Genomic DNA, 21,069 nt, shown 5'->3' on the forward strand with positions numbered 1-21,069 from the left:
TTGCGGCTTTTACGCGTGTTGAAAGCCGCTATCAGGGGCGTTACTATAGGCGCTCTCTAGCGTTTCGCACAGCGGAATGGTGAATAGAATATTTGAATAACAACGGGAAGATGCGATGGAGAAGTGCTCGAAATGTGGAAATATATCGGTTAACGACGACGGTCTATGTGTCGTTTGTGATGAGGCGGCCTTAGCCGTGAATCCCTATGCCGTTTCCGACACGGTAGCGGAAATTACCGGCGATGCGCCTGACGCTCCGTCTGAAAGCTATTCCAAAGTATTTGTCGGCAGTAAGTACTACTCGTTCTTCCCGAACGGCGGTGATATTCCCAAAAGCTGGAACTGGACTGCGTTTTTCTTCGGCGCATTCTGGTTTATATACCGTAAAATGTATCTCTATGCGGTTCTTTATCTGGTGCTTGGCTTTGTGCTAGCCAGCGTGCAGGAGTTGATGGGAATTTCAGAGGTGATGATTAACGTGACCAGCATTGTTCTGGGCGTTGCCGCTGGGATATGGGCGAATCGACTGTATAAGATGCACATTGATAAAAAGATAGCTGAGACGCTGTCCTATGCAAAGGGAAATGACATTATTCCTGCGCTAAAGGCGAAAGGCGGTACTAATATTGGCGCGCTGCTAGGAACTATGGCGCTGCTTTTTGTGGTGCTCATGCTGGCGGGCATCTAGAAAAGCTAGCTTCTCTTATTTGAATATACAAAGGGCCCGATGTGAAAACATCGGGCCCTTTACTTTAGAACAAATGCTTAGAGCAAAAAGAAAATCACTGTGAGCACGAGGAACATCGGAATAAGAATGCCAAATGACCACTTCATATAGCCAAAGAAGCTCGGCATGTCGATGCCCCTCTGGGTTGCTATGCTTTTCACCATAAAGTTTGGCGCGTTGCCGATGTAGGTTAGGGCGCCCATGAAGACAGAGCCCATCGAGATTGCCAGCAGCGTTTGCGGTAGCTGGTTCATGAGGACATTGGCATCGCCGGCAGCGAGATTAAAGAACACCAGATAGGTTGGTGCGTTGTCCAGAAAACCGGAAAGAGCGCCGCTTAGCCAAAAGTACATGGCGTTAATTGGTGCGCCCTGTGAATCGGAAACCATGGCGACAAGACCGGCCATATGTCCTTCTGAACCGGCGCGCAGGATCGCCAGCACTGGGCCGATGGTGATAAAAATGCCTGCAAACAGTTTGGCGACTTCAAGGATTGGGTCCCAGTTAAACTCGTTGCCTGCACGGATAGGCTTGGCGGTAACGGCAATGGATATTCCTGCGATGACTAACAGAGCGATGTCGCGAACAATATCCTGCAGCGCCATATGTACTCCCAGCAGGGTCACTTCAATGCCGGGGCGCCAGAAGCCGGAAAGCAGAACACAGCCGATGATGGCCAGCAGCAGGACAAAATTGAACTTGCCGTACAGGCGCAGCTTTGAGTCTGGCGTTGGATCTCGCTGCTCGATCTCGTCTTCGCGCTTATAGTAGTAGCTATCGACAAAATAGAACATGACTAACAGAATCAGGCTGCTGATAAGCACTGGCGGCAGCATATGAACCGCTGTCCAGAAGAAATCTACCCCTTTCAGGAAGCCGATAAACAGCGGCGGATCGCCCAGCGGCGTAAGACCACCGCCGATATTTGCCACCAGAAAAATAAAGAAGATAACCACGTGGACGCGGTGCTTACGGTTATCGTTGGCTCGGATCAGTGGGCGAATGAGCAGCATTGCTGCGCCGGTTGTTCCCATCAGTGACGCAAGAACGGTACCGATAGCCAGTAGCGCGGTGTTTAGCTTTGGCGAACCGTGAAGGTTACCCTGAACGAGGATCCCCCCTGAAACGGTAAACAGGGAAAACAGCAGAATGATAAACGGAATATATTCTGCGAACATGGCGTGTGCGACGAGGCCCACGCTGGTGCTAACGCCAAAGGTTATGGCGAACGGAACCAAAAACAGGATTGACCACAGTGCGGTGATTTTCCCAAAGTGGTGGTGCCAGATGGTTGGAATAAGTAAGGGGCAGAGGGCTATAGACAACAGAATGCCAACAAACGGAATGCCCCAGCCTAGGCTGAGAGTTGCGCCGTCAACGTCCGCGGCAAAGCTTAAGGCCGGTGTGGTTAGCCCGAGGAGCAGGCCAACATATTTTAGTCGTTTGAGTGCTAACCGGTGAGCCATTGAGAGAACTCCACTTCTGATAAAATAATTATTAGCGTTGGGAAACATCCATTTGAGCAAAAACCCGATAGTGCTGTCAAAGTACGGTGGGCTTTTTGTTTTCAAAAGGGGCGAATAAGTCAGGACTCAGTGAGAAAATCATAAAATTGCTTACTGATATCCGAAAGGGCCTTCCCGCTTTTGCGGATGACATAAATATCGCGACTTAACGTTTCTTCCGCGATGGGTTTGACCATAATATCTGGGTGCTGAAACATATATAGCGTCAACTCAGGTAAAAACGTAATGCCAGAGTTTGAGAGCAAAAGCCCGAATAGAGTACTCAGTTGCTCAATATCGATATAGTTAATGTTTTTATTATTAGTTATATCAACATGTAGTGATTGGTAAATACTGGTCGTTGAAGCAAATCGAATAACAGTTGAGTGACTGATATCTTTTAGATGAATAGTGTCTCTTTTTGCTAAAGGATGGTGGCGATTAAAAACCAAATAATATCTTTCACTGTGTATTTTGTAGCTTTCGACACCGCTGTCTTGGGGTAAATATCCCACCATTCCTAGTTCAGTCGTTTCATTAACAACCGAAGACAGGCAGTAGTCTGACTGTAAATCCTTAATATCAAAAGCAGCTTTAGGTTGAATAAGGCGAAAGCGCTGAATGTATGAAGGCAGTAGCTTTACCGCAATGGAAGGTAAAACCGCGATAGAGATTTTAAACTGCTCCTGATTAATATGGTCGTGCCAGCGAGATAGCCCGAGATTAAATTCATTAATGATGCCGAGTGCGATATTTTGAAAAACCTCGCCATCAGGCGTGAGTTCAACGGTCTTTGGCTTTCGGTCGAACAGCCGAGCTCCCGCCTCTTTCTCTATCGTGTAGATGAGGTTGCTAAAGGCTGGCTGAGAAAGAAAAACGGATTCTGCCGCTCGAGTAAAATTGCGGTGTTTGCACAATGCCAGAAAGGCGCGAAATTGCTTAATCGACAGATTCATAGCTACCGTTCTCCTAAAGGGGAACACTGTATAAGCTATTTGTTTTTTTTATAGTGTGATAGGACACGCATTCTATTTAATTACTCATTCATCTTTTAAATAGTGTCATCTGATTAATGAATTTCCCTGTTTTTTTCACGCCGCTAGTATGGAATCGAAAATAAAAAAATTCTCTTGAAAACTATTTCTAATTTCGTTTCCTATAACGTTCAAGAACAGGAAATCTTACCTATGATAGCTCTATTTGGACTTCTCACCATCATCGTCGTTTTGGCGGCGATTATGACAAAAAAAATGTCGCCAATGGCGGCGCTGATTTCAATACCCGTCATTATGGCGCTTCTGGCCGGTTTTGACGTTGCTTCCGTAAACAAGTTTGCGGTTAGCGGCGTGAAAAACATTGCACCGGTTATCGGCATGTTTGTTTTCGCCATTCTGTTCTTTGGCATTTTGACCGATGCGGGCATGCTGGATCCCATCATCGACAAAGTTCTGAAGGTCGTTGGCAACAAGCCGTCGCGCATCGTGTTGGGCTCTGCCGTGCTGGCCTCTATTGTGCATCTTGACGGTTCCGGCGCAGTCACTTTTCTAGTGGTTGTTCCAGCCATGCTGCCGCTGTATAAGCGCCTGAAGATGGATCCGCGCGTGCTGGCCTGTTCTGTCGCCATGGCCGCCGGCGTCTGTAACATGCTGCCGTGGGGTGGGCCAACGCTTCGAGCCGCGTCATCCCTGAACGTTCCCGTTATGGATCTGTTCCTGCCAGTGCTGCCGGTTATGTTGACCGGGCTGGCCTTTGTGTACATCTGCAGTTGGTTACTGGGTAAACGCGAAGAAAAGCGTCTGGGCTACAGCACTGGCTCATTGTCGGTGTCTGGTGCAGACCATCATCGTACTGAACTGACAGAAGAGGAGCTGGCTATTCGCCGCCCCAAGCTGTTTTTAGTCAACATTGGGCTGGTTGTTATCGTTATTGGTACCATGATTAGCGGTAAAGTAGCGCCTATAGTCTGCTTTATGCTGGGTACGGTGCTGGCGCTGCTGATTAACTACCGCAAACCTGAACAGCAGAAAGCCCGTATTGACGCTCACGCCAAATCGGCGCTGATGATGGCGGGTATCCTGTTTGCTGCGGGTATTTTCACTGGCATCATGAAAGATTCCGGCATGCTTAAGGAAATGGCGTCCTATATGGCTGCGCATATTCCGGCGGAATCAGCATCACACTTCCCTTTCATTATCGGCTTAATCGCGATGCCGTTAAGCATGATTTTTGACCCAGACTCCTTCTACTTCGGCGTTCTACCTGTAATGGCAACCGCTGGTCAGCACTTGGGGGTTCCGGCTATGGAGATGGGGCAGGCAGCCATCCTTGGTCAAATGACGACAGGCTTCCCTGTAAGCCCACTGACGCCAGCGACGTTCCTGCTAGTTGGCCTAGCCGGTATAGATTTGGGCGAGCATCAAAAGTTTACCTTCTTCTTCCTGTGGGCCGCTTCCATTGTGATGACCATTGCGGCGGTGCTGTTTGGCATATTCCCGATTTAATTTCTACGTAGATAGATGAGTTAAGAGTAATGACTATGAAAAAATTAAGAATTGGCGGTGGTGCTGGCTATGCCGGTGACCGTATTGAGCCGGCAGTAGAGCTGGCTGAAAAGGGCGACATCCAGTATCTGGTGTTTGAGTGTTTGGCTGAGCGCACTATCGCTATTGGGCAAAAGCAGAAGGCGGCGGATCCTACAAAAGGCTTTAACGAGCTGTTGGCGGATCGAATGAAGGCCGTACTGCCGGTCTGCATCGAGAAAGGCATCAAGATTATTACCAATATGGGATCCGCTAACCCGCAGTATGCCGGCAAGCTGGTCGCTGACATCGCTCGCTCAATGGGCGTGAAAAAGCTGAAAATTGCTGTCGTCAGCGGCGATGACGTCCTGAGCGTAGCCACTAAGGCCAACGTTAAGCTGGATGAAATTGGCCAGCCCATTGCGGAATGCGGTAAGCAGATTATTTCCGCTAACGCCTATCTGGGGGCAGAGGCAATGGTTGAGGCATTAAAGAACGGCGCCGACGTGGTGATAGCCGGGCGCGTCTCGGATCCTTCTCTGTTCCTAGCACCTATGATGTATGAGTTTGGCTGGAAGGCTAACGACTGGGAGCAACTGGGCAAAGGCACCCTGATCGGGCACCTGCTGGAGTGCGGCGGCCAGATCACCGGCGGTTACTACGCTGACCCAGGCTATAAAGATGTTCCTAATCTGGCGCGGTTGGGATTCCCCATCGCCGAAATCGATGAGAACGGCGACGCAGTGATTACTAAAGTGGCTGGCTCCGGCGGTTGCGTAACGGTAGATACCTGCAAAGAGCAAATGCTCTATGAAATTCACAAGCCGGATCGCTACCTGACGCCTGACGTCGTGGCCGATTTTTCTCACGTGACCTTCACTCAGGTTGGTGCAGATCGCGTTGAAGTTAAGGGCGGTACCGGCTCTGAGCGCACAGGCACGCTGAAGGTTTCCGTTGGCTATCAGGACGGTTTTATTGGCGAAGGCGAAATTTCTTACGCCGGCCCGGGTGCCGTAGAGCGCGGTCAGCTGGCGCTGGATATTGTGAAAGAGCGGTTTGCCCTGTGCGGTTTCGCACCAGAAGAAACTCGTTATGACCTGATTGGCGTTAACTCCCTGCACGCCGACGCTTTGTCACAGGGCTGTCAGCCGTATGAAGTTCGCGCTCGCGTAGCGGCTCGCTGCCAAACCCGCAGTGAAGCGGCCAAAGTGGGTAACGAAGTCGAAACTCTGTATACCAACGGCCCTGCCGGCGGCGGCGGTGCGACCAAGTCGGTTAAAGAAATTCTGGCGATGGATTCAACGTTGATTTCTCGCGAACTGGTCACTGCAACCGTCGAATTTTTGGAGATTTAGTCATGAAACTGCGCGAAATTGCACACTCACGCACTGGAGACAAAGGCAATACGTCAAACATTTCCGTCATTGCCTATTCCATGGACGACTACGAAAAGCTGAAGAGCGCCGTCACGGCAGAGAAGGTGAAAGCCTATTTTTCTGACATCGTGAAGGGCGAAGTTGTCCGATACGAGCTGCCGGCTATCGGCGCGCTGAACTTTGTCATGTACGGTGCTTTGGGCGGCGGCGTCACGCGTTCGCTGGCGCTGGATATGCACGGTAAAGGGCTAAGCTCTGCCATGATGAACATGGATATCTAAAGCCTACAGGGCCGAGCGCTCGCTCGGCCCTTCATTAACACATAACGCTAATTAACGTCGACTGCGGCGCACGCCTCCGTAGTGGGGATGCTTTTGTCTCAGTTCGGCCGGAGAAGGGCAATGAAGGATAAACAAATCAGTCTTGAGGCTTTCCGCGCCAGTCTGCGCGACGGGATGACCATCATGTTCGGCGGATTTATGGCTGTGGGTACTCCAGCAGCGCTGGTTGCCGAAATTTTAGCCTCGGGCGTAAAGGATCTGACGCTTATTGGTAACGACACTGGCTTCGTCGATACCGGCGTTGGGCCGCTGGTTGCCAGCGGGCAGGTAAAGAAAGTGATCGCTTCCCACATTGGCACAAACCCAGAAACCGGTCGCCGCATGATTGCCGGCGAAATGGACGTTGAGCTGGTTCCTCAAGGCACGCTGGTAGAGCGCATCCGCTGCGGCGGTGCTGGTCTGGGTGGCTTTTTGACGACCACTGGCGTGGGCACCGTTGTTGAAGAGGGCAAGCAAAAGATAATCCAAAACGGCGTGGAGTATCTGCTTGAGCTGCCGCTGCGTGCAGACTTGGCTATTTTGCAGGCGGCCAAGGCTGACCGAAACGGTAATCTGGTTTACTCCCTGACGGCGCGCAATTTTAACCCCATCATCGCGCTGGCAGCGGACCGAGTCATCGCCCAGTGCGATGAAATTGTTAACGTGGGTGAAATCGCTCCAGATGCCGTAATGACACCGGGTGCGCTGGTAGATCAACTCTATTTGGGAGAAGCGTAATGAACGCCAAAGAAATGATTGCTCGCCGCGTAGCGAAAGAGCTAAAGGACGGCGACGTCGTTAACCTGGGGATTGGTCTGCCTACTCAGGTAGCAAACTACCTGCCTAACGATATTCACGTCACGCTACAGTCGGAAAACGGCTTTTTAGGTCTGGGGCCAGTCACTCAACCGGATACTAATTTGGTTAACGCCGGCGGTCAGCCGTGCGGTTTGGTTCCCGGAGCTGCGATGTTTGACAGCGCTTTCTCCTTCGCCCTGATCCGCGGCGGTCATGTAGACGTTTGCGTACTGGGTGGATTACAGGTCGACGAAGAGGCCAATCTCGCGAACTGGATGGTGCCGGGGAAAATGGTACCCGGCATGGGCGGCGCAATGGATCTGGTTGCAGGCGCCAAGAAAGTCATTATCGCGATGGAACACTGCGCCAAAGACGGTGGCGCCAAGCTGCTGCACCGCTGTAATTTCCCGCTGACGGCGAAGGGTAAAGTCAGCATGGTGGTAACGGAATACGCGGTTTTTAGCTTTATTGACGGGCAAATGACGCTGACTGAACTTAGTCAGGACATCACCCTTGATAAGCTGCGGGAAATGACCGAAGCCAACTTTACCGTTGCTGACGACCTGCGCCCTCTAAGCGTTGAGTAAGGAGAGAAAAGATGACTCACTCTGTTGTTATTGTTGCAGCCAAGAGAACGGCGATCGGCAAATTTGGCGGCGCGCTGGCTGGCGTCCCCGCTGTTGATTTGGGTGCGAAGGTGATTGCCGAATGTATGAAAAACCTGCCCGACGATCTGAACGTCGATGAGGTTATTCTGGGGAACGTATTGCAGTCCGGTCTTGGTCAGAACCCGGCCCGTCAGGCGGCCGTAAAGGCAGGATTGTCTATTGAGACCTCAGCGTTTTCCGTTAATAAAGTTTGTGGCTCTGGTTTGAAAACTGTCGCCCTTGGCGCTCAGGCTATTTTGTCCGGCTGTGCCTCGGTGGTGGTCAGCGGCGGTATGGAAAATATGAGCGCGGCGCCTTATCTGCTGGACAAGGCTCGCCAAGGCTATCGGATGGGCAACGGCACGCTGGTTGACTCTATGATTAAAGACGGCCTGTGGTGCGCGTTCAACGACTATCATATGGGCATTACGGCAGAAAACGTGGCTCAGCGCTACGGGTTAAGCCGTGAAGAGCAGGATGCGGTGGCGCTGGCTTCCCAGCAAAAGGCGATTGCAGCGATTGAAGCCGGTCGCTTTGTTGATGAAATCGTGCCAATTGAACTCAAGAGCCGCAAGGGTACGACGCTGTTTAGTCAGGATGAATACCCGCGCGGTGATACCACCATGGAAACGCTAGCCAGCCTGCGCCCTGCGTTTAAGCCGGACGGTACCGTCACGGCAGGCAACGCGTCCGGTATTAACGACGCCGCGGCTATTTTAATGCTGATGCGTGAAGACGAAGCCACTGCACGCGGGCTGAAGCCTTTAGCCCGCATTCGCGGCTGGGCATCGGCGGGCGTTGAGCCTGACGTCATGGGTATTGGGCCGGTTCCTGCATCGCGTAAGGCGATGAAAATGGCCGGTGTCAGCCTGAACGATATCGATCTGATTGAGGCCAATGAGGCGTTTGCCGCTCAGTTCTTGGCGGTAGGGCGCGATTTAGGTTTTGATCCGCAGAAGGTTAACGTCAACGGTGGTGCTATCGCGCTTGGGCATCCTATCGGCGCCAGCGGCGCCAGGATCCTGGTAACGCTGGTTCACGCTCTGAAAGGCTATGACAAAACGATGGGGCTGGCGACGCTGTGCATTGGCGGCGGTCAGGGCATCGCGATGGTGGTAGAGCGGGTATAGTTTTCCTCTGAGAATGATGACTTCGGCGGTTTTGCGCCGAAGTCAGAGTTCAACGGCGACGGGCTTTTCATCGAGAAGCCCGTCGATTAGCCGATAAGAGCCATCTTTCAGCATTTCCAGCGTCAGGTCAGCTTTACGGCTATGAGTGAGTGCTCGCATAACGTTCGGCCCATCGGACTGTTCAAAAAAGCGCTCCGCGTCTTCTCGGCTAGTGCCTCCCTTCATCTTGCGGGCGATCAGCCTCTCTTTTAAACGATCGATGTAGCTACCGATAAAAATGCTGTAGTCGCAGCGGCGGATCAACTCCTGCCAGCCCGGCTCTTTCAACAATAGCCAGTTGCCTTCGACGACCGCGATCGGCGAGGTGACTTCGATGGCATTTTGCTGTGGATCGTGCAGGTTGCGGTCATAGCTGGGCCAGCGTGACTCCGACGACTTCAATTCTGCCAGATGGTCTTGCAGCAGCCCAAGATTAAAGGTGTCCGGCGCGCCCTTGCGGCCGCGCAGACCCTGCTCATCCAGATAGCTGTTGAAGTGGTGGAAGCCGTCCATCGGTAGCCCTTGAAGATCCTGAACATCGGTTTCCTGACGGGACAGCATCTGCCAGAAGGCAGTCAACGTTGATTTTCCCACCCCAGGCGGTGCGGCCAAGAATACGACCAGCCGACGCTTTTTTTCCCGCTGTAGGCGAGTCAGTGTGCGCAGCAGAGGCAGATGAAGGTCGCGGACGTCTTTGTCCGGAAAGGTGGCGATGTAGCTTAGGCCGTTAACGTTAAGTTCCACATGCATCGACTTTCTCCCTGAAGGCGGCACAGGCGCTGAGCGCAGCAAAACTCACTCAGTGCCTGTGCATCCGGCTAAAGCCGTCGCCTATCGACGATAGCTTTTTTGCGCGGTATTTACCTTTTTCAGATAGTTGCGCGATTCTGCTGACGGGTGCTTGGTGGTCAGCGTTTCATACACAGTGCCCGGCTCCATGCCGTTAATGACGCTAGGAGCCCGATTTCTGTCGCTGGAGAACACGCGCAGCACGCTGCCAGCACCGCCGTTATAGGCGGTAATAACAGCATAGCGGCGAGAGGTCGGATTGCTGATACCGCCCAGATAGCTGTTTTGCAAAATGGACAGATAGGCGGTACCGGCGTCAATATTGTTGGCCGGATCGAACAGGTAGCTGCGGCTAGGATGACCGGATTTACCCTGCATTTTAAAGACGTCTTTACCCGCAGTGTGCTGCATAACCTGCATCAGGCCAATGGCGTCAGAGCTGCTGACGGCATAAGGGTTAAAGCTGGATTCCGTCTGCATAATTGCCAGAATCAGCGACTCTTCCACGTTGTACTTGCGGGCTGCCTGACGTACCAATGGCAGATATTTGTGGGCACGCTTGTCGAGGTGGTTGGGCACTAGCGGAATGTTTACTGACCAGATGACTTTAAGTCCAGAATTTCGGCGCTGCAGCTTATTTTGGAGCAGGTAATCGGCAAAGTGATTAGCGCGCCACTCCCAGCGAATGGTGTTACCGTCTGAGTCCAGAACCTGGCCGTACAGGAACGGTTCTTTGCTCAGCTGGATATCGTTAACGTCCGAATACAGATCCGTCGTTTGCGGGTCTTCACCCATCAGCAACGTAGTGATAATGGCTTTGCGCAGGCTGGCCTGCGGATCTGCGCTGATAGTTTCCACAGTAATCACCCCAGCATCAAAGTTGATGTGGCTGCGGGTTTGGTACTGGTCGGTATATTTTACATAGTCTTTAGGGCCAGCGATTAGCACTTCGCTGCGGCCCCAAATGTTTTCAACATTGTGGGCAAACTGCCCCATCAGGATATCAAAACCGTTGGTATCCTTAACGTAGCGATCGTCATCGACAGGCTTCTTTGAGCCACCGCCGCATGAAAACAGCAGCGGCGTAATCAACAAGAGTGCACAGATTTTCTTTATATTTCGCATGATTGACTGACGTTGTTGGTATGGTTAATGACTACACCCTCAATAGTTCAAACGGCAGGCTGGTTTTCAGCGAGAAGCCTGAGCCTCTCAGCATCTCTGATGCGCCTGCGGTTTGAATCGAGCAGCTACAGGCGTCTATTCACTCGGTGGCGTATATCCTTCAATGTGAACGTCTTTACCTTCAAACAGAAAGTTCACCATCTCCTGCTCAAGCAGCTTACGGTGCTCAGGAGTCATCATATTGAGCTTTTTCTCGTTGATAAGCATGGTTTGTTTTGCCATCCACTGCGACCAGGCTTCTTTAGATATTTCATTAAAAATGCGTTTGCCTAGCTCACCGGGATAAAGCTGAAAATCTTGCCCTTCGGCTTCTTTTTGTAGATAGGTGCAAAAAATGGTTCTGCTCATGCTTCATCCTCACGTTAATTGCTAAGCTGCTGGAGTAATCGTTCAACCGGTGCGGCTAAGCCGACCGACGGGGGATTTGCCAAATCGTACCAGATGCCGGGTTTTTCTTCACGGCAGGTTTTATTTAAGTCTGCGCTGTCTAACAGCATTGGCACAATGTCTAAATGAAAGTGGCTAAACGTATGGCGAAACGCAGTGAGCTGCTGTAAAGCGTCTGCACCGAGTTTCTGCTGGGAAAGCCAGTCGTTGAGCTCTTCGCGCTCGCTAAACTGGGGGAAACAGTAAAGCCCGCCCCATAAACCCATTGGAGGCCTTTTTTCCAACCAGACTTTCCCGCCGTCTTTCATTAATAAAAACCAGGCGTTCCTTTCGGGGATCTGTTTTTTTGGTTTTTTACCCGGGTAGTCTCTCCAGCTTTGATTGGCGTAGGCCACACAGCCATTGTTTAAAGGGCAAAGCTCGCACTTGGGGCGTGAGCGAGTACACACCAGCGCCCCCAGATCCATCATTGCCTGATTAAACTGTGCGACCCCCTTTGCTGGGGTGACGTCATCGCTGATTTCCCACAGGCGGTGCTCAACCTCTTTCTTACCCGGCCAGCCTGCAACGGCATAGCAGCGAGCAAGTACTCGCTTTACGTTGCCGTCTAGAATGGGGTAGCGCTGGTTAAGCGACAAAGAGAGTATAGCTCCCGCCGTGGAGCGCCCTACGCCGGGCAGGTCGGCAACATCGTCGAAGCTAATGGGGAAGCTCCCGCCGTGCTTTGTGGCAATCTGCTGTGCAGCTTTGTGAAGATTGCGCCCTCGGGCGTAGTAGCCGAGCCCTGTCCACAGGTGCAGTACTTCATCGGTAGGCGCAGCGGCCAGAGAGGCGACGTCGGGAAAGCGCTCGATAAAGCGCTGGAAATAGGGAATAACGGTAGCGACCTGAGTCTGTTGAAGCATCACTTCGGACAGCCAGACGTGATAGGGCGTTTTTTCGATCTGCCAGGGGAGGGTCTTACGACCAAATTTTTCATACCAGCTCAAAACGGCCTGTGCAAATACCTTTGCCTGTAGCATAACTCAGTGATACTTCCCTAAGATTTTAAAAGATGCCGAGATTCCAGCACAGACACCGACCTGAGTAAACCACGAAGTGACCGTTTTATTGTAAGAGAGATATACGCAAGGAGTGCTTTTTACCCTCCGGCGTTTTGGACAAGAGGAGAATTTGCTATCATGCCGCAAACTAACGTAGACCTGCGGATTAAAAACGGGTGGTGAATGCCGACCGTATGTACAGAGCTTTTATATGATTAATGACGTAATTTCTCCCGAGTTTAATGAAGACGGACGCGCGATGCGCCGCATCCGCAGTTTTGTGCGCCGACAGGGGCGACTGACAAAAGGCCAGCAGTTTGCGCTGGACAACTACTGGCCGACGATGGGCGTAGAGTTTGAAGAGCAGGCGCTGGATTTCCCCACGCTGTTTGGCCGCAGCGCTCCGATTACGCTGGAAATCGGCTTTGGTATGGGAATGTCACTGGTGAAGATGGCGAAGGAAAGCCCTGAACAGGACTTTCTCGGCATCGAGGTACATAGCCCCGGCGTGGGTGCCTGCCTGTCGGCTGCCCATGAGGCCGAGCTTTCTAATCTGCGGGTAATGTGTCACGATGCGGTCGAAGTACTGGAAAAGATGATCCCAGACGCGTCGCTAAGTCGAGTGCTACTGTTCTTCCCTGACCCGTGGCACAAGGCTCGTCACCACAAGCGCCGCATTTTGCAAACGCCGTTCGCGATGGCGATTTTGCAGAAGCTTAAAGTCGGCGGCGTTTTTCATATGGCAACCGACTGGGAAAACTATGCGGAACACATGCTGGAAGTCATGAATGCACTTCCGGTCTATCGGAATCTGTCTGTAGACGGTACGTATGTGCCGCGTCCGGACGATCGCCCGCTGACGAAGTTTGAACTTCGCGGGCAGCGTTTAGGGCACGGCGTATGGGATTTGATGTTTGAGAGGATTGAATAATGGCATATCAGCGTAGTCGCCGTTTGCGTAAGAAAATGCGCATCGACGAGTTTCAGGAAATTGGCTTTATCGTAACTTGGTCGTTTCCTGAAGGAACGGCCATCGAGCAGGTTGACGCCACCATCGATCAGTTTATCGGCGAAGTGTTTGAAAAACACGACCTGTCTTTTGAAGGCGGCGGCTATCTTCAGTGGGAAGGTCTGGTTTGCCTGCAGAAGATTGGCAAGTGTACTGAAGAGCACCGCGGTTTGGTGAGCAACTGGCTGGAAGATAAAGGCATGATCGACGTTCGCGTCGGCGAGCTGATGGACATCAACTACTTTGACGTCGAATAATCGCGCGTGCGTGGTTAATGTTATGTAAATTTCGCCCGGTTTCTTACCGGGCGTGTTATTTTTTGGCTCATTCCGCGCGATAGGCCGCAGGCCCAAGTCAGCGCATAGACCCCACACAGTGAACAACGTTGAGGAACAACTATGTTACGAAAAACCGGTGCGGTGCTGCTGTTACTGGCTGCCGCTCAGGCGCAGGCGGCCTATAAGTGCCCGGTTCAGCCGCAGGATGACATTACGATCAGTGCGCAAACCGTGGAAATCGTCGGCGCCAGCGGAAATCTGGTGATTAATAAAAACGGTGACGTGACGAGAAACGGCCAGGCTCTTGTGCTGTCTGACGCGGTGCGCGCTCAGGCGGTAACATTGCAGCAGGGTATTCGCGGCGATTTCCCCTACATTAACGACGGCGTTCGTTCTCGTCTGGTTGTCGCGCAAAAAGCGCTGGACGGCATTATCGTTAAGCAGTTGGGTAAAGAGAGTAACGTGCGCAATCGTCTGACAGCGCTGACAGCAGACCTGACCAAAGAAATGGAGAAGGTGTTAGAGCCCCGTCAGGACGGCTTTGTGTTCCATCATCAGGCGCTGAGTCAGGTTGAATCGAACAGTCGTACCGTTGTACAAAGCGCAATGGGCGGAGTCCTACAGGACAGCATTAACGAGCTAGGGGTTCAGGCACTAGCGAAGGGCGGTAAGTCAAATAACCCACTTCAGGCCGTATTGGGTAGCCTAGGGGGCGTTCAGCAGGAAATTAAGGACGAATGGAAAAAGCAGGAGAAAGACTTTGATCAGTTTGGTAAAGACGCCTGTGGCCGTTTGACCGCGCTGGACAGCCAGCGAGCTGCGCTTATCAAGGCGCTGCCGCAGTAATCTTTTTGTCAAAGGCCGGGAGATTTCAATTATCGCCCGGCCTTTGTCTTTCTAATTTTTATAAAAACAGTTCCAGCAGCGAGTTTAGAAACAGCTTTCCTTTCTCCGTAACCTGCCACTCTGTATCCGACTCCGTGATGTACCCCGCCTTCAGCGCCCGATCGATATTCTGGCGTATAGTCTTTTCGTCAAGGCCGGTTAATAGCCCAAACTGCTCTCTCGGGCAGGGTTCCAGCAGGCGAAAGCGATTCATAAAGAATTCAAACGGGAGATCTTCTGGCTCAACGTCGTGCTGTTGGTCAAGGTAATTGCCTTCCATATAGCCACGCGGATGGCGAGTTTTTACCGTTCGGACAATGCGCTCGTCGTTAAGACTGACTTTTCCGTGAGCTCCACAGCCAATGCCCAGATAGTCGCCAAAGCGCCAGTAGTTCAGGTTATGCTGGCAGCGATAGCTGGGCTTGGCATAGGCCGAGGTCTCATACTGCTGATAACCCGCTTCGCTCAAGAGCTGATGACCGCGCTGGTAGATATCCCACAGGGCCTCGTCGTCGGGCAGTGTCGGTGGACGGGAGCCAAACAGAGTGTTGGGTTCAATCGTCAACTGGTACCAAGAGAGGTGTGGAGGCTCGAGATCTATTGCCTGACGCAGGTCGTCCAGCGCCTGTTCCTGCGTTTGGTCGGGCAGGCCGTGCATTAAATCGAGGTTAAAGCTGCGAAGGCCGAGCCTTTTGGCGAGACGGGCGGCCGCTATGGCCTCCTGTGGCCCGTGAATGCGCCCCAGCCTTTGCAGCTTTTCAGGGTTAAAGCTCTGCACGCCAATGGAGATCCGGTTAATTCCCGCGTTCTGATAGGCGGCAAAGCGCGCAGCCTCTACGGTTCCGGGGTTGGCTTCCATGGTGACTTCAGCATTGGGGAGCAGAGGTAGCCTTTGCCGCACGCCGTCCATCAGCAGCTGCATAGCGCTGCCGCTCAGCAGACTGGGTGTCCCTCCACCGATAAAGATTGAACCAAGGGGACGATCGCCAACAAGGGCTAGCGATGCGTCAAGGTCGGCCAGCAGATGTCCGACATAGGCCTCATGGGGTACTTCTCCCTTGAGTGCGTGTGAGTTGAAGTCACAGTAGGGGCACTTCTGCACGCACCAGGGAATGTGAATATACAGGCTCAGAGGTGGCATATTAGGCACGGCGCAGAGCGTCCAGCAGCATGCTCAGTGCCTGACCGCGGTGAGAGATCTTGCTCTTATGCTCATGGCTTAGTTCAGCGGCCGTGCAGTTTAGCTCGGGAATATAGAAAATGGGATCGTAGCCAAAGCCGCCTTTTCCCGCCGGGCTGAACAGAACTTCCCCGGGCCAGCTGGCGTGGAACACCAGCGGAATGGGGTCTTCGGCATGGCGCATATATACCAACACGCAGTGGAACTGTGCCTGACGCTGCCCTTCAGGAATGTCTTTCAGGGTTTCCAGCAGCTTGTTAAGATTCTCTGTATCACTGGCATCAACGCCCGCGTAGCGGGCAGAGTAAATGCCGGGCGCTCCACCGATGGCGTCAACGGCGATGCCAGAATCGTCGGCAATGGCGGGAAGACCTGTGACCTGTGCCGCGTGCCGCGCTTTGATAATGGCGTTTTCAATAAAGGTTAATCCGGTCTCTTCGGCGGAGTCTACGCCAAGGTCGGTTTGCGCGATAACGTCGAAGCCAAAATCGCCCAAAAGGTTAGCCAGTTCGCGGACTTTACCGGGGTTTCCGGTGGCAAGAACAACTTTCTGCATGAGAGATTCACCTGTGAGAGTGCATGGGGAAGAGATGAACGCTGCCACCGATGCGCAGTCTGGTGAACAACGCGTGGCATCAGCGCTATAGCATACCCTAAACCAACATCTTCGGCTGAGTGATTTCTTCAGCTCGGCTCGTTTTGTTGTGGGGTTCGGGAGGAAATATTCGTTTGTACATTAAAATGAAATGTTACATATGTGTTATAATAAGCCTTACGAAAGCATGAGGGGTTCAGCTGTCCAGGTATCATGAAAAAGAGAAAAACGCGACTCAACTGGGTGGTTTGTCTGATCGTCTTTATTGGCGCGGTGGCAATCTCACTGGCCGCGCTGTGGGGATGGCGCTACATTCACTCCGACGAGCTTTGGAATATCGTTAACGGAGAATGTGTACCTCATGCGAAAGTGCAGGAGAACGCCAATGCATCCTGCGTTAGTGTCGTATTGACGCCAGATGAAGAGCACGGCTATACGGTGTTTAAAGATCGCAAAGGGCCTTTGCACTTTTTACTGATCCCTACGGTGAAAATTGAGGGACTAGAAAGCCCTGTCTTGCAGCAGCCTGAAACAACACACTATTTCCTTAAGGCATGGCAGGCGCGAGGCTATCTGGCACAGGCCTCCGATCGCCCTGTGGCCCGCAATATGGTTTCGTTAACGGTCAATTCAGCCTATGCGCGCAGCCAAGAGCAGCTGCATATCCACATTGCCTGCATCAGGCCGGAGATTAAAGCGCAGCTTGATAGTCAGATAGAGCGCTTTAGCGAGCAGTGGATGCCGGTAGAATACGGCTTAAACGGCTCTCACTATCTGGCGAGAACTCTGACGGAAAGCCAGTTCCAAGAAATGAGTCCGTTCCGGCGGATGGCAAAAGAGCTGCCTGGCGCTGCTGAAGAAATGAGTAAGTACGGCATTGCTCTGGTGGCCTACAGCGATCTTGATAATCGACCCATGTATTTATTGATGGTAAACCGGATGGACGCGCTGTCGCTGAATCCCGGATATACCGGTGATATTCAGGACTATCAGTGTGATTTGCTCAAAACAACGCGAGTGCTGGGCTAGTGACCCAGTTCCTTTAGCAGAAGAGTGATTTCTTCAGGCACTTGCTTAGGATCGTGAATTTTCACCTGTTTGTGCCGACCCAGCTCCCCTTTTTCAATGTCCACCGCGCCCTTCGGCACGCGAAACTGCTTGGCAAGATACTTGATCAAGTGGGCATTAGCCTGACCGTCAACCGGCGGAGCGGTGATGGCGACTTTAAGCTCGTCACCGTGCAGGCCAACAATCTGATCCCGGCTGGCCTTGGGCTGAATATAAAGCCGGAGCACTATGGCTCCGGACTGTATTTCTATCGCATCCACGTCACTAAAAGCTCTAGAACGTCGGCTTTAAGATAGTTCAGCGCATACAGAATGAGCATCAGGATCATCGGTGACAGATCGAGGCCTCCCATTGAGGGAAGCAGGCGGCGAATCGGATGCAGAAGAGGCTCAGTAAGCTGGATCAGCAGCTGGTCGACAGGGTTTCTCCCTTGGCTTATCCAACTCATCAGAGCGCGAATGATAACCAGCCAGAACACCAGCTTTCCTGCGGCACTCAGGAGTTCAATTAGCGATAACGGCAGGTAGAGCGGGAAAAACAGCATTACGCCGTTGAGGAACCATAGTCCGGCGATGTACTTGATTAAAATAAGCAAGTAGGCAAACAGCACTGACGCGGTGTCTACTGGCCCGATTGAGGGAATAATTCGGCGCAGTGGCCCGAGTACCGGCTGGGTTATCTTGACGACAAACTGAGAGAACGGATTATAGAAATCGGCTCTCGCCCACTGCATCCACACCCTGAGCAGCAGGACGGACACGTAGAGATCGAGTACGGTAAAAAGAACAAACGATAAAAATTGCATGTATAGCCCTTTGGTTATTACTCGTGCTTAAGGCGCAGAAACACTTTCGTCTAGCGCCTTAGCATATAGTAAATCAGGGAAAAATGGCAGCTTGCCGCCAAAGGCGCTCTTAAAGCGATTTTTCCATTTCTACCGCCCGCGCAATGGCGGCCTGCATAGCTTTGGCTACCGTATCAGACAGCCCGCTTTCATTGAATACCCGCAGCGCTTCCGCTGTGGTACCCCCCTTGGATGTGACCTGTTGACGAAGAGTAGCAATGTCTAACTGCGAATTTTCTTCAACCATGTGCGCCGCGCCTAGAGCGGCCTGCTGAACCAGCAGTCGCGCGTCCTGAGAAGAGAATCCCAGCCGTTCGGTTTCCTGCTGCATGGCTTCCATAAACAGAAAGAAATAGGCCGGAGCGCTGCCTGCCGCCGCGATAACGCCGTTAATACCGGTTTCATCGTTGACCCAGCAGACTTTACCGACTGCCGTCATTAACGCTTCCGTATAGTCGCGATCCGCCTGACTGACGTTAGCGGGTGCAAACAGCCCACTCATACCCAGCCCTATTAGTGAGGGCGTGTTGGGCATAATACGAACAATGTCAATTTTTCCTAACAGCTGATAAAAGCGCTCGACGCTGACTCCTGCGGCGATGGAAAGGATCAGCTTACCGCTCAGGTCTAACTGCGTTAACGGCTGACATACGTCAGCCATCATCTGCGGTTTTACCGCCAGAACGATAACATCAGCCTGACGGGCGCTTTCCAGATTGTTGCTGCTGCAGTTAACGCCAAGTTCGGTATGAAGGGGAGAGTCTTGCGTCATGGACGGAGAAGTGGCGGTAATCATTTCGGCGGGATAGCCGCCGTTGACGAGGCCAGCGATAATCGCTTTGGCCATGTTTCCTGCGCCGATAAAGGTGATATGACGGTGCTGCATGGAAAACCTCTCGCGTGTTGTTAGTGAGTGCTGGCGTGTGTGTTAACGATAGTCGCGCGCGCCGAAAATAGCCGTTCCGATTCGCACTAGAGTGCTGCCCGCCTGAATAGCCGCGCCCATATCATCGCTCATGCCCATCGATAGCGTATCAACCTGAGGGTAGCTTTTCTTCAACTGGTTAAACGCGTCAGTCATCTGGCGGAAGACGGCCAGCTGGCGCTGAGGATCGGTTTCTACGGCGGGAATAGTCATTAGCCCGCGCAGTCTGAGATTGGGAAGTGCATGAATGTGCTCAGCCACCTCCGGCAGTTCGGCAAGAGTGATGCCCGACTTGCTTGCTTCATCGCTGATGTTGATTTGAATCAGGACGTTAAGCGGAGGCATGTTCTCTGGGCGCTGTTCGCTCAGTCGGCGAGCGACTTTCTCTCGGTCGAGAGTGTGCATCCAGTGAAAGTGTTCTGCTACCGCGCGCGTTTTATTTGACTGAAGGGGGCCAATAAAGTGCCACTCCAGACGGTTAGCGAAAGGCGTCGTAAGAAAGTGCTGAATTTTATCGACACCTTCCTGAACGTAGTTTTCACCAAACTGCGTTTGCCCCGCATCGATGGCCTCTTGAACGGCGCTCACAGGTTTGGTTTTACTGACGGCAAGAAGATGAACGTCTTTTGGATCTCGCCCGCATTCCTGAGCGCATTGCGCGATCTTCTGTCTTACATTGTCGAGATTTTGGCGGATAGTCGTCATAGGTTTGTTTAGAGAATCAATAATGAATATTTACCAACTGATTGGCCATAGTGTAAAGCAAAACGCCTCCGATCTGCACCTTTGTGCCGGGCATTTGCCTGTCGCCCGTGTGAACGGTGATTTACGCACGCTAGACGATGTGCCGCTGGAGCCGGAAGCGCTGTCCTCCGTGCTGATGTCACTGCTTAGCGCCGAGCAGCAGAGGCGCTTTTGGGAGGCTAGGCAGATGGACGTCGCGCTGAACGTTGAAGGAACGCGCCTGAGGGCAAACCTGTTTTTACAGTTCACTGGTGTGTCTGCGGCGTTACGCATAGTGAACAGTGCGCTGCCGACGATTGAGCAACTGGGCGTGCCGCCGGCGCTGGTCTCTGCGGCTGCCGAGCGGGATGGGCTAATTATTGTCAGCGGGGCAACCGGCAGCGGCAAGTCCACCACGCTTGCAGCACTGGTGGATGAAATGAACCAAAATCAGGAGCGCCACGTTATAACTCTTGAAGATCCCATTGAGTTTATTCACCGCTCACAGCGTAGCCTGATTCAGCAGCGAGAGATTGGCGTACACGTCAACGACTTTACTTCCGGCCTGCTGGCGGCGCTTAGGCAGGATCCTGATGTGATCCTGCTGGGAGAGCTGAGGGATGTTGAAACTCTTCGCCTGGCGTTGACTGCCGCGGAAACCGGTCATCTGGTATTAGCGACTCTGCACACGCGCTCGGCGGCTATGGCGGTGGAACGTATTGTTGACGCCTTTCCTTCTGGCGATAAGCCGTTTGTGAGTGTCCAGTTGGCTAACGCGCTCAAGTCCGTGGTCTGTCAGCGGCTGCTTCCCGGCAAGGCAGGGGGAAGGGTGGCGGCCTACGAAGTGCTGATCAACACGCCTGCCGTTGCTAACCTGATCCGCGAGGAAAAAAGTCATCAGATTGAGACCCAAATGCAGACCGGCGCCGCCTTTGGCATGCAGACAATGGCACAGAGCATGACGAAATTAAGCGTTGCAGGTATGATTAGCGGGTAAGGTCGCTTTTAGTCAATTCTAGCTAAGCGGCCTTTATTGAGCTCACTTTTTTGCCCTGCGTTATGCTCAGCGCCAGTCCGGCGTACGGTGCTTTTGGCCG

The 21,069-nt window shown here is 52.5% G+C and carries 24 protein-coding genes; 12 read left to right on the top strand and 12 right to left on the bottom strand.

Annotated features, from left to right (window positions below; all coding sequences use genetic code 11):
* Positions 1–115: 115 nt before the first annotated feature.
* The gene (locus tag DQM29_RS02450; RefSeq protein WP_111739145.1) at positions 116–688 is read left to right on the top strand and encodes a DUF2628 domain-containing protein; all 573 of its coding nucleotides are present in this window, start codon (positions 116–118) and stop codon (positions 686–688) included.
* A gap of 77 nt (positions 689–765) precedes the next feature.
* Here the strand turns inward: DQM29_RS02450 and DQM29_RS02455 are convergent, their stop codons facing one another.
* Positions 766–2,193 carry a sodium:proton antiporter gene (locus tag DQM29_RS02455; protein ID WP_111739146.1) on the bottom strand — a complete coding sequence of 476 codons (1,428 nt, stop codon included), beginning with the start codon at positions 2,191–2,193 and terminating at the stop codon, positions 766–768.
* A 119-nt stretch (positions 2,194–2,312) separates the two neighbouring features.
* Positions 2,313–3,188 carry a LysR family transcriptional regulator gene (locus DQM29_RS02460; protein ID WP_111739147.1) on the bottom strand — a complete coding sequence of 292 codons (876 nt, stop codon included), beginning with the start codon at positions 3,186–3,188 and terminating at the stop codon, positions 2,313–2,315.
* Positions 3,189–3,419: 231 nt separating this feature from the next.
* Between DQM29_RS02460 and DQM29_RS02465 the strand changes: the two genes are divergently transcribed.
* The 6 genes from DQM29_RS02465 to DQM29_RS02490 all read left to right on the top strand — a co-directional run bounded on the left by DQM29_RS02465 (position 3,420) and on the right by DQM29_RS02490 (position 9,022).
* On the top strand, positions 3,420–4,733 hold the full coding sequence (locus DQM29_RS02465; RefSeq protein ID WP_111741963.1) for a CitMHS family transporter: 1,314 nt from the start codon (positions 3,420–3,422) through the stop codon (positions 4,731–4,733).
* Positions 4,734–4,768: 35 nt separating this feature from the next.
* The gene (locus DQM29_RS02470) at positions 4,769–6,106 is read left to right on the top strand and encodes an acyclic terpene utilization AtuA family protein (protein ID WP_111739148.1); all 1,338 of its coding nucleotides are present in this window, start codon (positions 4,769–4,771) and stop codon (positions 6,104–6,106) included.
* Positions 6,107–6,108: 2 nt separating this feature from the next.
* Entirely contained in the window at positions 6,109–6,408 is a 300-nt protein-coding gene (locus DQM29_RS02475; RefSeq protein WP_111739149.1) for an AtuA-related protein, read from the top strand.
* Positions 6,409–6,528: 120 nt separating this feature from the next.
* A complete protein-coding gene (gene atoD, locus DQM29_RS02480) occupies positions 6,529–7,185 on the top strand; it encodes an acetate CoA-transferase subunit alpha (RefSeq protein ID WP_111739150.1) in 657 nt (218 codons plus the stop codon).
* On the top strand, positions 7,185–7,832 hold the full coding sequence (locus DQM29_RS02485; protein WP_111739151.1) for a 3-oxoacid CoA-transferase subunit B: 648 nt from the start codon (positions 7,185–7,187) through the stop codon (positions 7,830–7,832). The genes atoD and DQM29_RS02485 overlap by 1 nt, the downstream gene beginning before the upstream one ends.
* Before the next feature lie 11 nt (positions 7,833–7,843).
* Positions 7,844–9,022, top strand: a complete 1,179-nt coding sequence (locus tag DQM29_RS02490; protein ID WP_111739152.1) for an acetyl-CoA C-acetyltransferase — start codon at positions 7,844–7,846, stop codon at positions 9,020–9,022.
* A gap of 42 nt (positions 9,023–9,064) precedes the next feature.
* On the opposite strand, the gene DQM29_RS02495 is transcribed toward DQM29_RS02490, so the two are convergent.
* The 4 genes from DQM29_RS02495 to mutY all read right to left on the bottom strand — a co-directional run bounded on the left by DQM29_RS02495 (position 9,065) and on the right by mutY (position 12,444).
* Positions 9,065–9,811 carry a nucleoside/nucleotide kinase family protein gene (locus tag DQM29_RS02495; RefSeq protein WP_111739153.1) on the bottom strand — a complete coding sequence of 249 codons (747 nt, stop codon included), beginning with the start codon at positions 9,809–9,811 and terminating at the stop codon, positions 9,065–9,067.
* A gap of 81 nt (positions 9,812–9,892) precedes the next feature.
* Positions 9,893–10,966 carry a membrane-bound lytic murein transglycosylase MltC gene (gene mltC / locus DQM29_RS02500; RefSeq protein ID WP_111741964.1) on the bottom strand — a complete coding sequence of 358 codons (1,074 nt, stop codon included), beginning with the start codon at positions 10,964–10,966 and terminating at the stop codon, positions 9,893–9,895.
* Between the two features lie 144 nt (positions 10,967–11,110).
* Entirely contained in the window at positions 11,111–11,383 is a 273-nt protein-coding gene (locus DQM29_RS02505) for an oxidative damage protection protein (protein ID WP_111739154.1), read from the bottom strand.
* A gap of 14 nt (positions 11,384–11,397) precedes the next feature.
* Complete coding sequence (gene mutY / locus DQM29_RS02510) at positions 11,398–12,444, bottom strand: A/G-specific adenine glycosylase (RefSeq protein WP_111739155.1); 1,047 nt, start codon at positions 12,442–12,444, stop codon at positions 11,398–11,400.
* Between the two features lie 232 nt (positions 12,445–12,676).
* Between mutY and trmB the strand changes: the two genes are divergently transcribed.
* The 3 genes from trmB to DQM29_RS02525 all read left to right on the top strand — a co-directional run bounded on the left by trmB (position 12,677) and on the right by DQM29_RS02525 (position 14,598).
* Positions 12,677–13,396 carry a tRNA (guanosine(46)-N7)-methyltransferase TrmB gene (gene trmB, locus DQM29_RS02515; protein WP_111739156.1) on the top strand — a complete coding sequence of 240 codons (720 nt, stop codon included), beginning with the start codon at positions 12,677–12,679 and terminating at the stop codon, positions 13,394–13,396.
* Positions 13,396–13,731 (top strand): YggL 50S ribosome-binding family protein, encoded by a 336-nt coding sequence (locus tag DQM29_RS02520; RefSeq protein WP_111739157.1) that lies wholly within the window; start codon positions 13,396–13,398, stop codon positions 13,729–13,731. Before trmB ends, DQM29_RS02520 begins: the two co-directional genes overlap by 1 nt.
* A 141-nt stretch (positions 13,732–13,872) precedes the next feature.
* Positions 13,873–14,598 carry a DUF2884 family protein gene (locus DQM29_RS02525; protein WP_111739158.1) on the top strand — a complete coding sequence of 242 codons (726 nt, stop codon included), beginning with the start codon at positions 13,873–13,875 and terminating at the stop codon, positions 14,596–14,598.
* A gap of 58 nt (positions 14,599–14,656) precedes the next feature.
* On the opposite strand, the gene hemW is transcribed toward DQM29_RS02525, so the two are convergent.
* Both hemW and rdgB read right to left on the bottom strand, forming a co-directional pair.
* Positions 14,657–15,787, bottom strand: coding sequence for a radical SAM family heme chaperone HemW (gene hemW / locus DQM29_RS02530; RefSeq protein WP_111739159.1), 1,131 nt, complete (start codon positions 15,785–15,787; stop codon positions 14,657–14,659).
* A complete protein-coding gene (gene rdgB, locus DQM29_RS02535) occupies positions 15,780–16,373 on the bottom strand; it encodes an RdgB/HAM1 family non-canonical purine NTP pyrophosphatase (RefSeq protein WP_111739160.1) in 594 nt (197 codons plus the stop codon). Before rdgB ends, hemW begins: the two co-directional genes overlap by 8 nt.
* A 252-nt stretch (positions 16,374–16,625) precedes the next feature.
* Here rdgB and DQM29_RS02540 point away from each other — a divergent pair, with 252 nt between their 5' ends.
* On the top strand, positions 16,626–17,441 hold the full coding sequence (locus DQM29_RS02540) for a CDP-diacylglycerol diphosphatase (RefSeq protein WP_111739161.1): 816 nt from the start codon (positions 16,626–16,628) through the stop codon (positions 17,439–17,441).
* Here DQM29_RS02540 and yggU read toward each other — a convergent pair.
* From yggU to DQM29_RS02560, 4 genes are all read right to left on the bottom strand, one after another.
* On the bottom strand, positions 17,438–17,740 hold the full coding sequence (gene yggU, locus DQM29_RS02545; protein WP_111739162.1) for a DUF167 family protein YggU: 303 nt from the start codon (positions 17,738–17,740) through the stop codon (positions 17,438–17,440). The two genes, DQM29_RS02540 and yggU, sit on opposite strands and share 4 nt — an antisense overlap.
* Positions 17,728–18,285, bottom strand: coding sequence for a YggT family protein (locus DQM29_RS02550; protein WP_111739163.1), 558 nt, complete (start codon positions 18,283–18,285; stop codon positions 17,728–17,730). The genes yggU and DQM29_RS02550 overlap by 13 nt, the downstream gene beginning before the upstream one ends.
* A gap of 109 nt (positions 18,286–18,394) precedes the next feature.
* A complete protein-coding gene (gene proC, locus DQM29_RS02555) occupies positions 18,395–19,210 on the bottom strand; it encodes a pyrroline-5-carboxylate reductase (RefSeq protein WP_111739164.1) in 816 nt (271 codons plus the stop codon).
* Between the two features lie 42 nt (positions 19,211–19,252).
* Complete coding sequence (locus tag DQM29_RS02560; protein ID WP_111739165.1) at positions 19,253–19,954, bottom strand: YggS family pyridoxal phosphate-dependent enzyme; 702 nt, start codon at positions 19,952–19,954, stop codon at positions 19,253–19,255.
* A 22-nt stretch (positions 19,955–19,976) separates the two neighbouring features.
* Here DQM29_RS02560 and DQM29_RS02565 point away from each other — a divergent pair, with 22 nt between their 5' ends.
* Positions 19,977–20,969: a type IV pilus twitching motility protein PilT gene (locus DQM29_RS02565; protein WP_111739166.1), complete on the top strand. Its 993-nt coding sequence runs from the start codon at positions 19,977–19,979 to the stop codon at positions 20,967–20,969.
* Positions 20,970–21,069 lie beyond the last annotated feature (100 nt).

The organism is Leminorella richardii (assembly GCF_900478135.1).
Classification (GTDB): Bacteria; Pseudomonadota; Gammaproteobacteria; order Enterobacterales; family Enterobacteriaceae; genus Leminorella; species Leminorella richardii.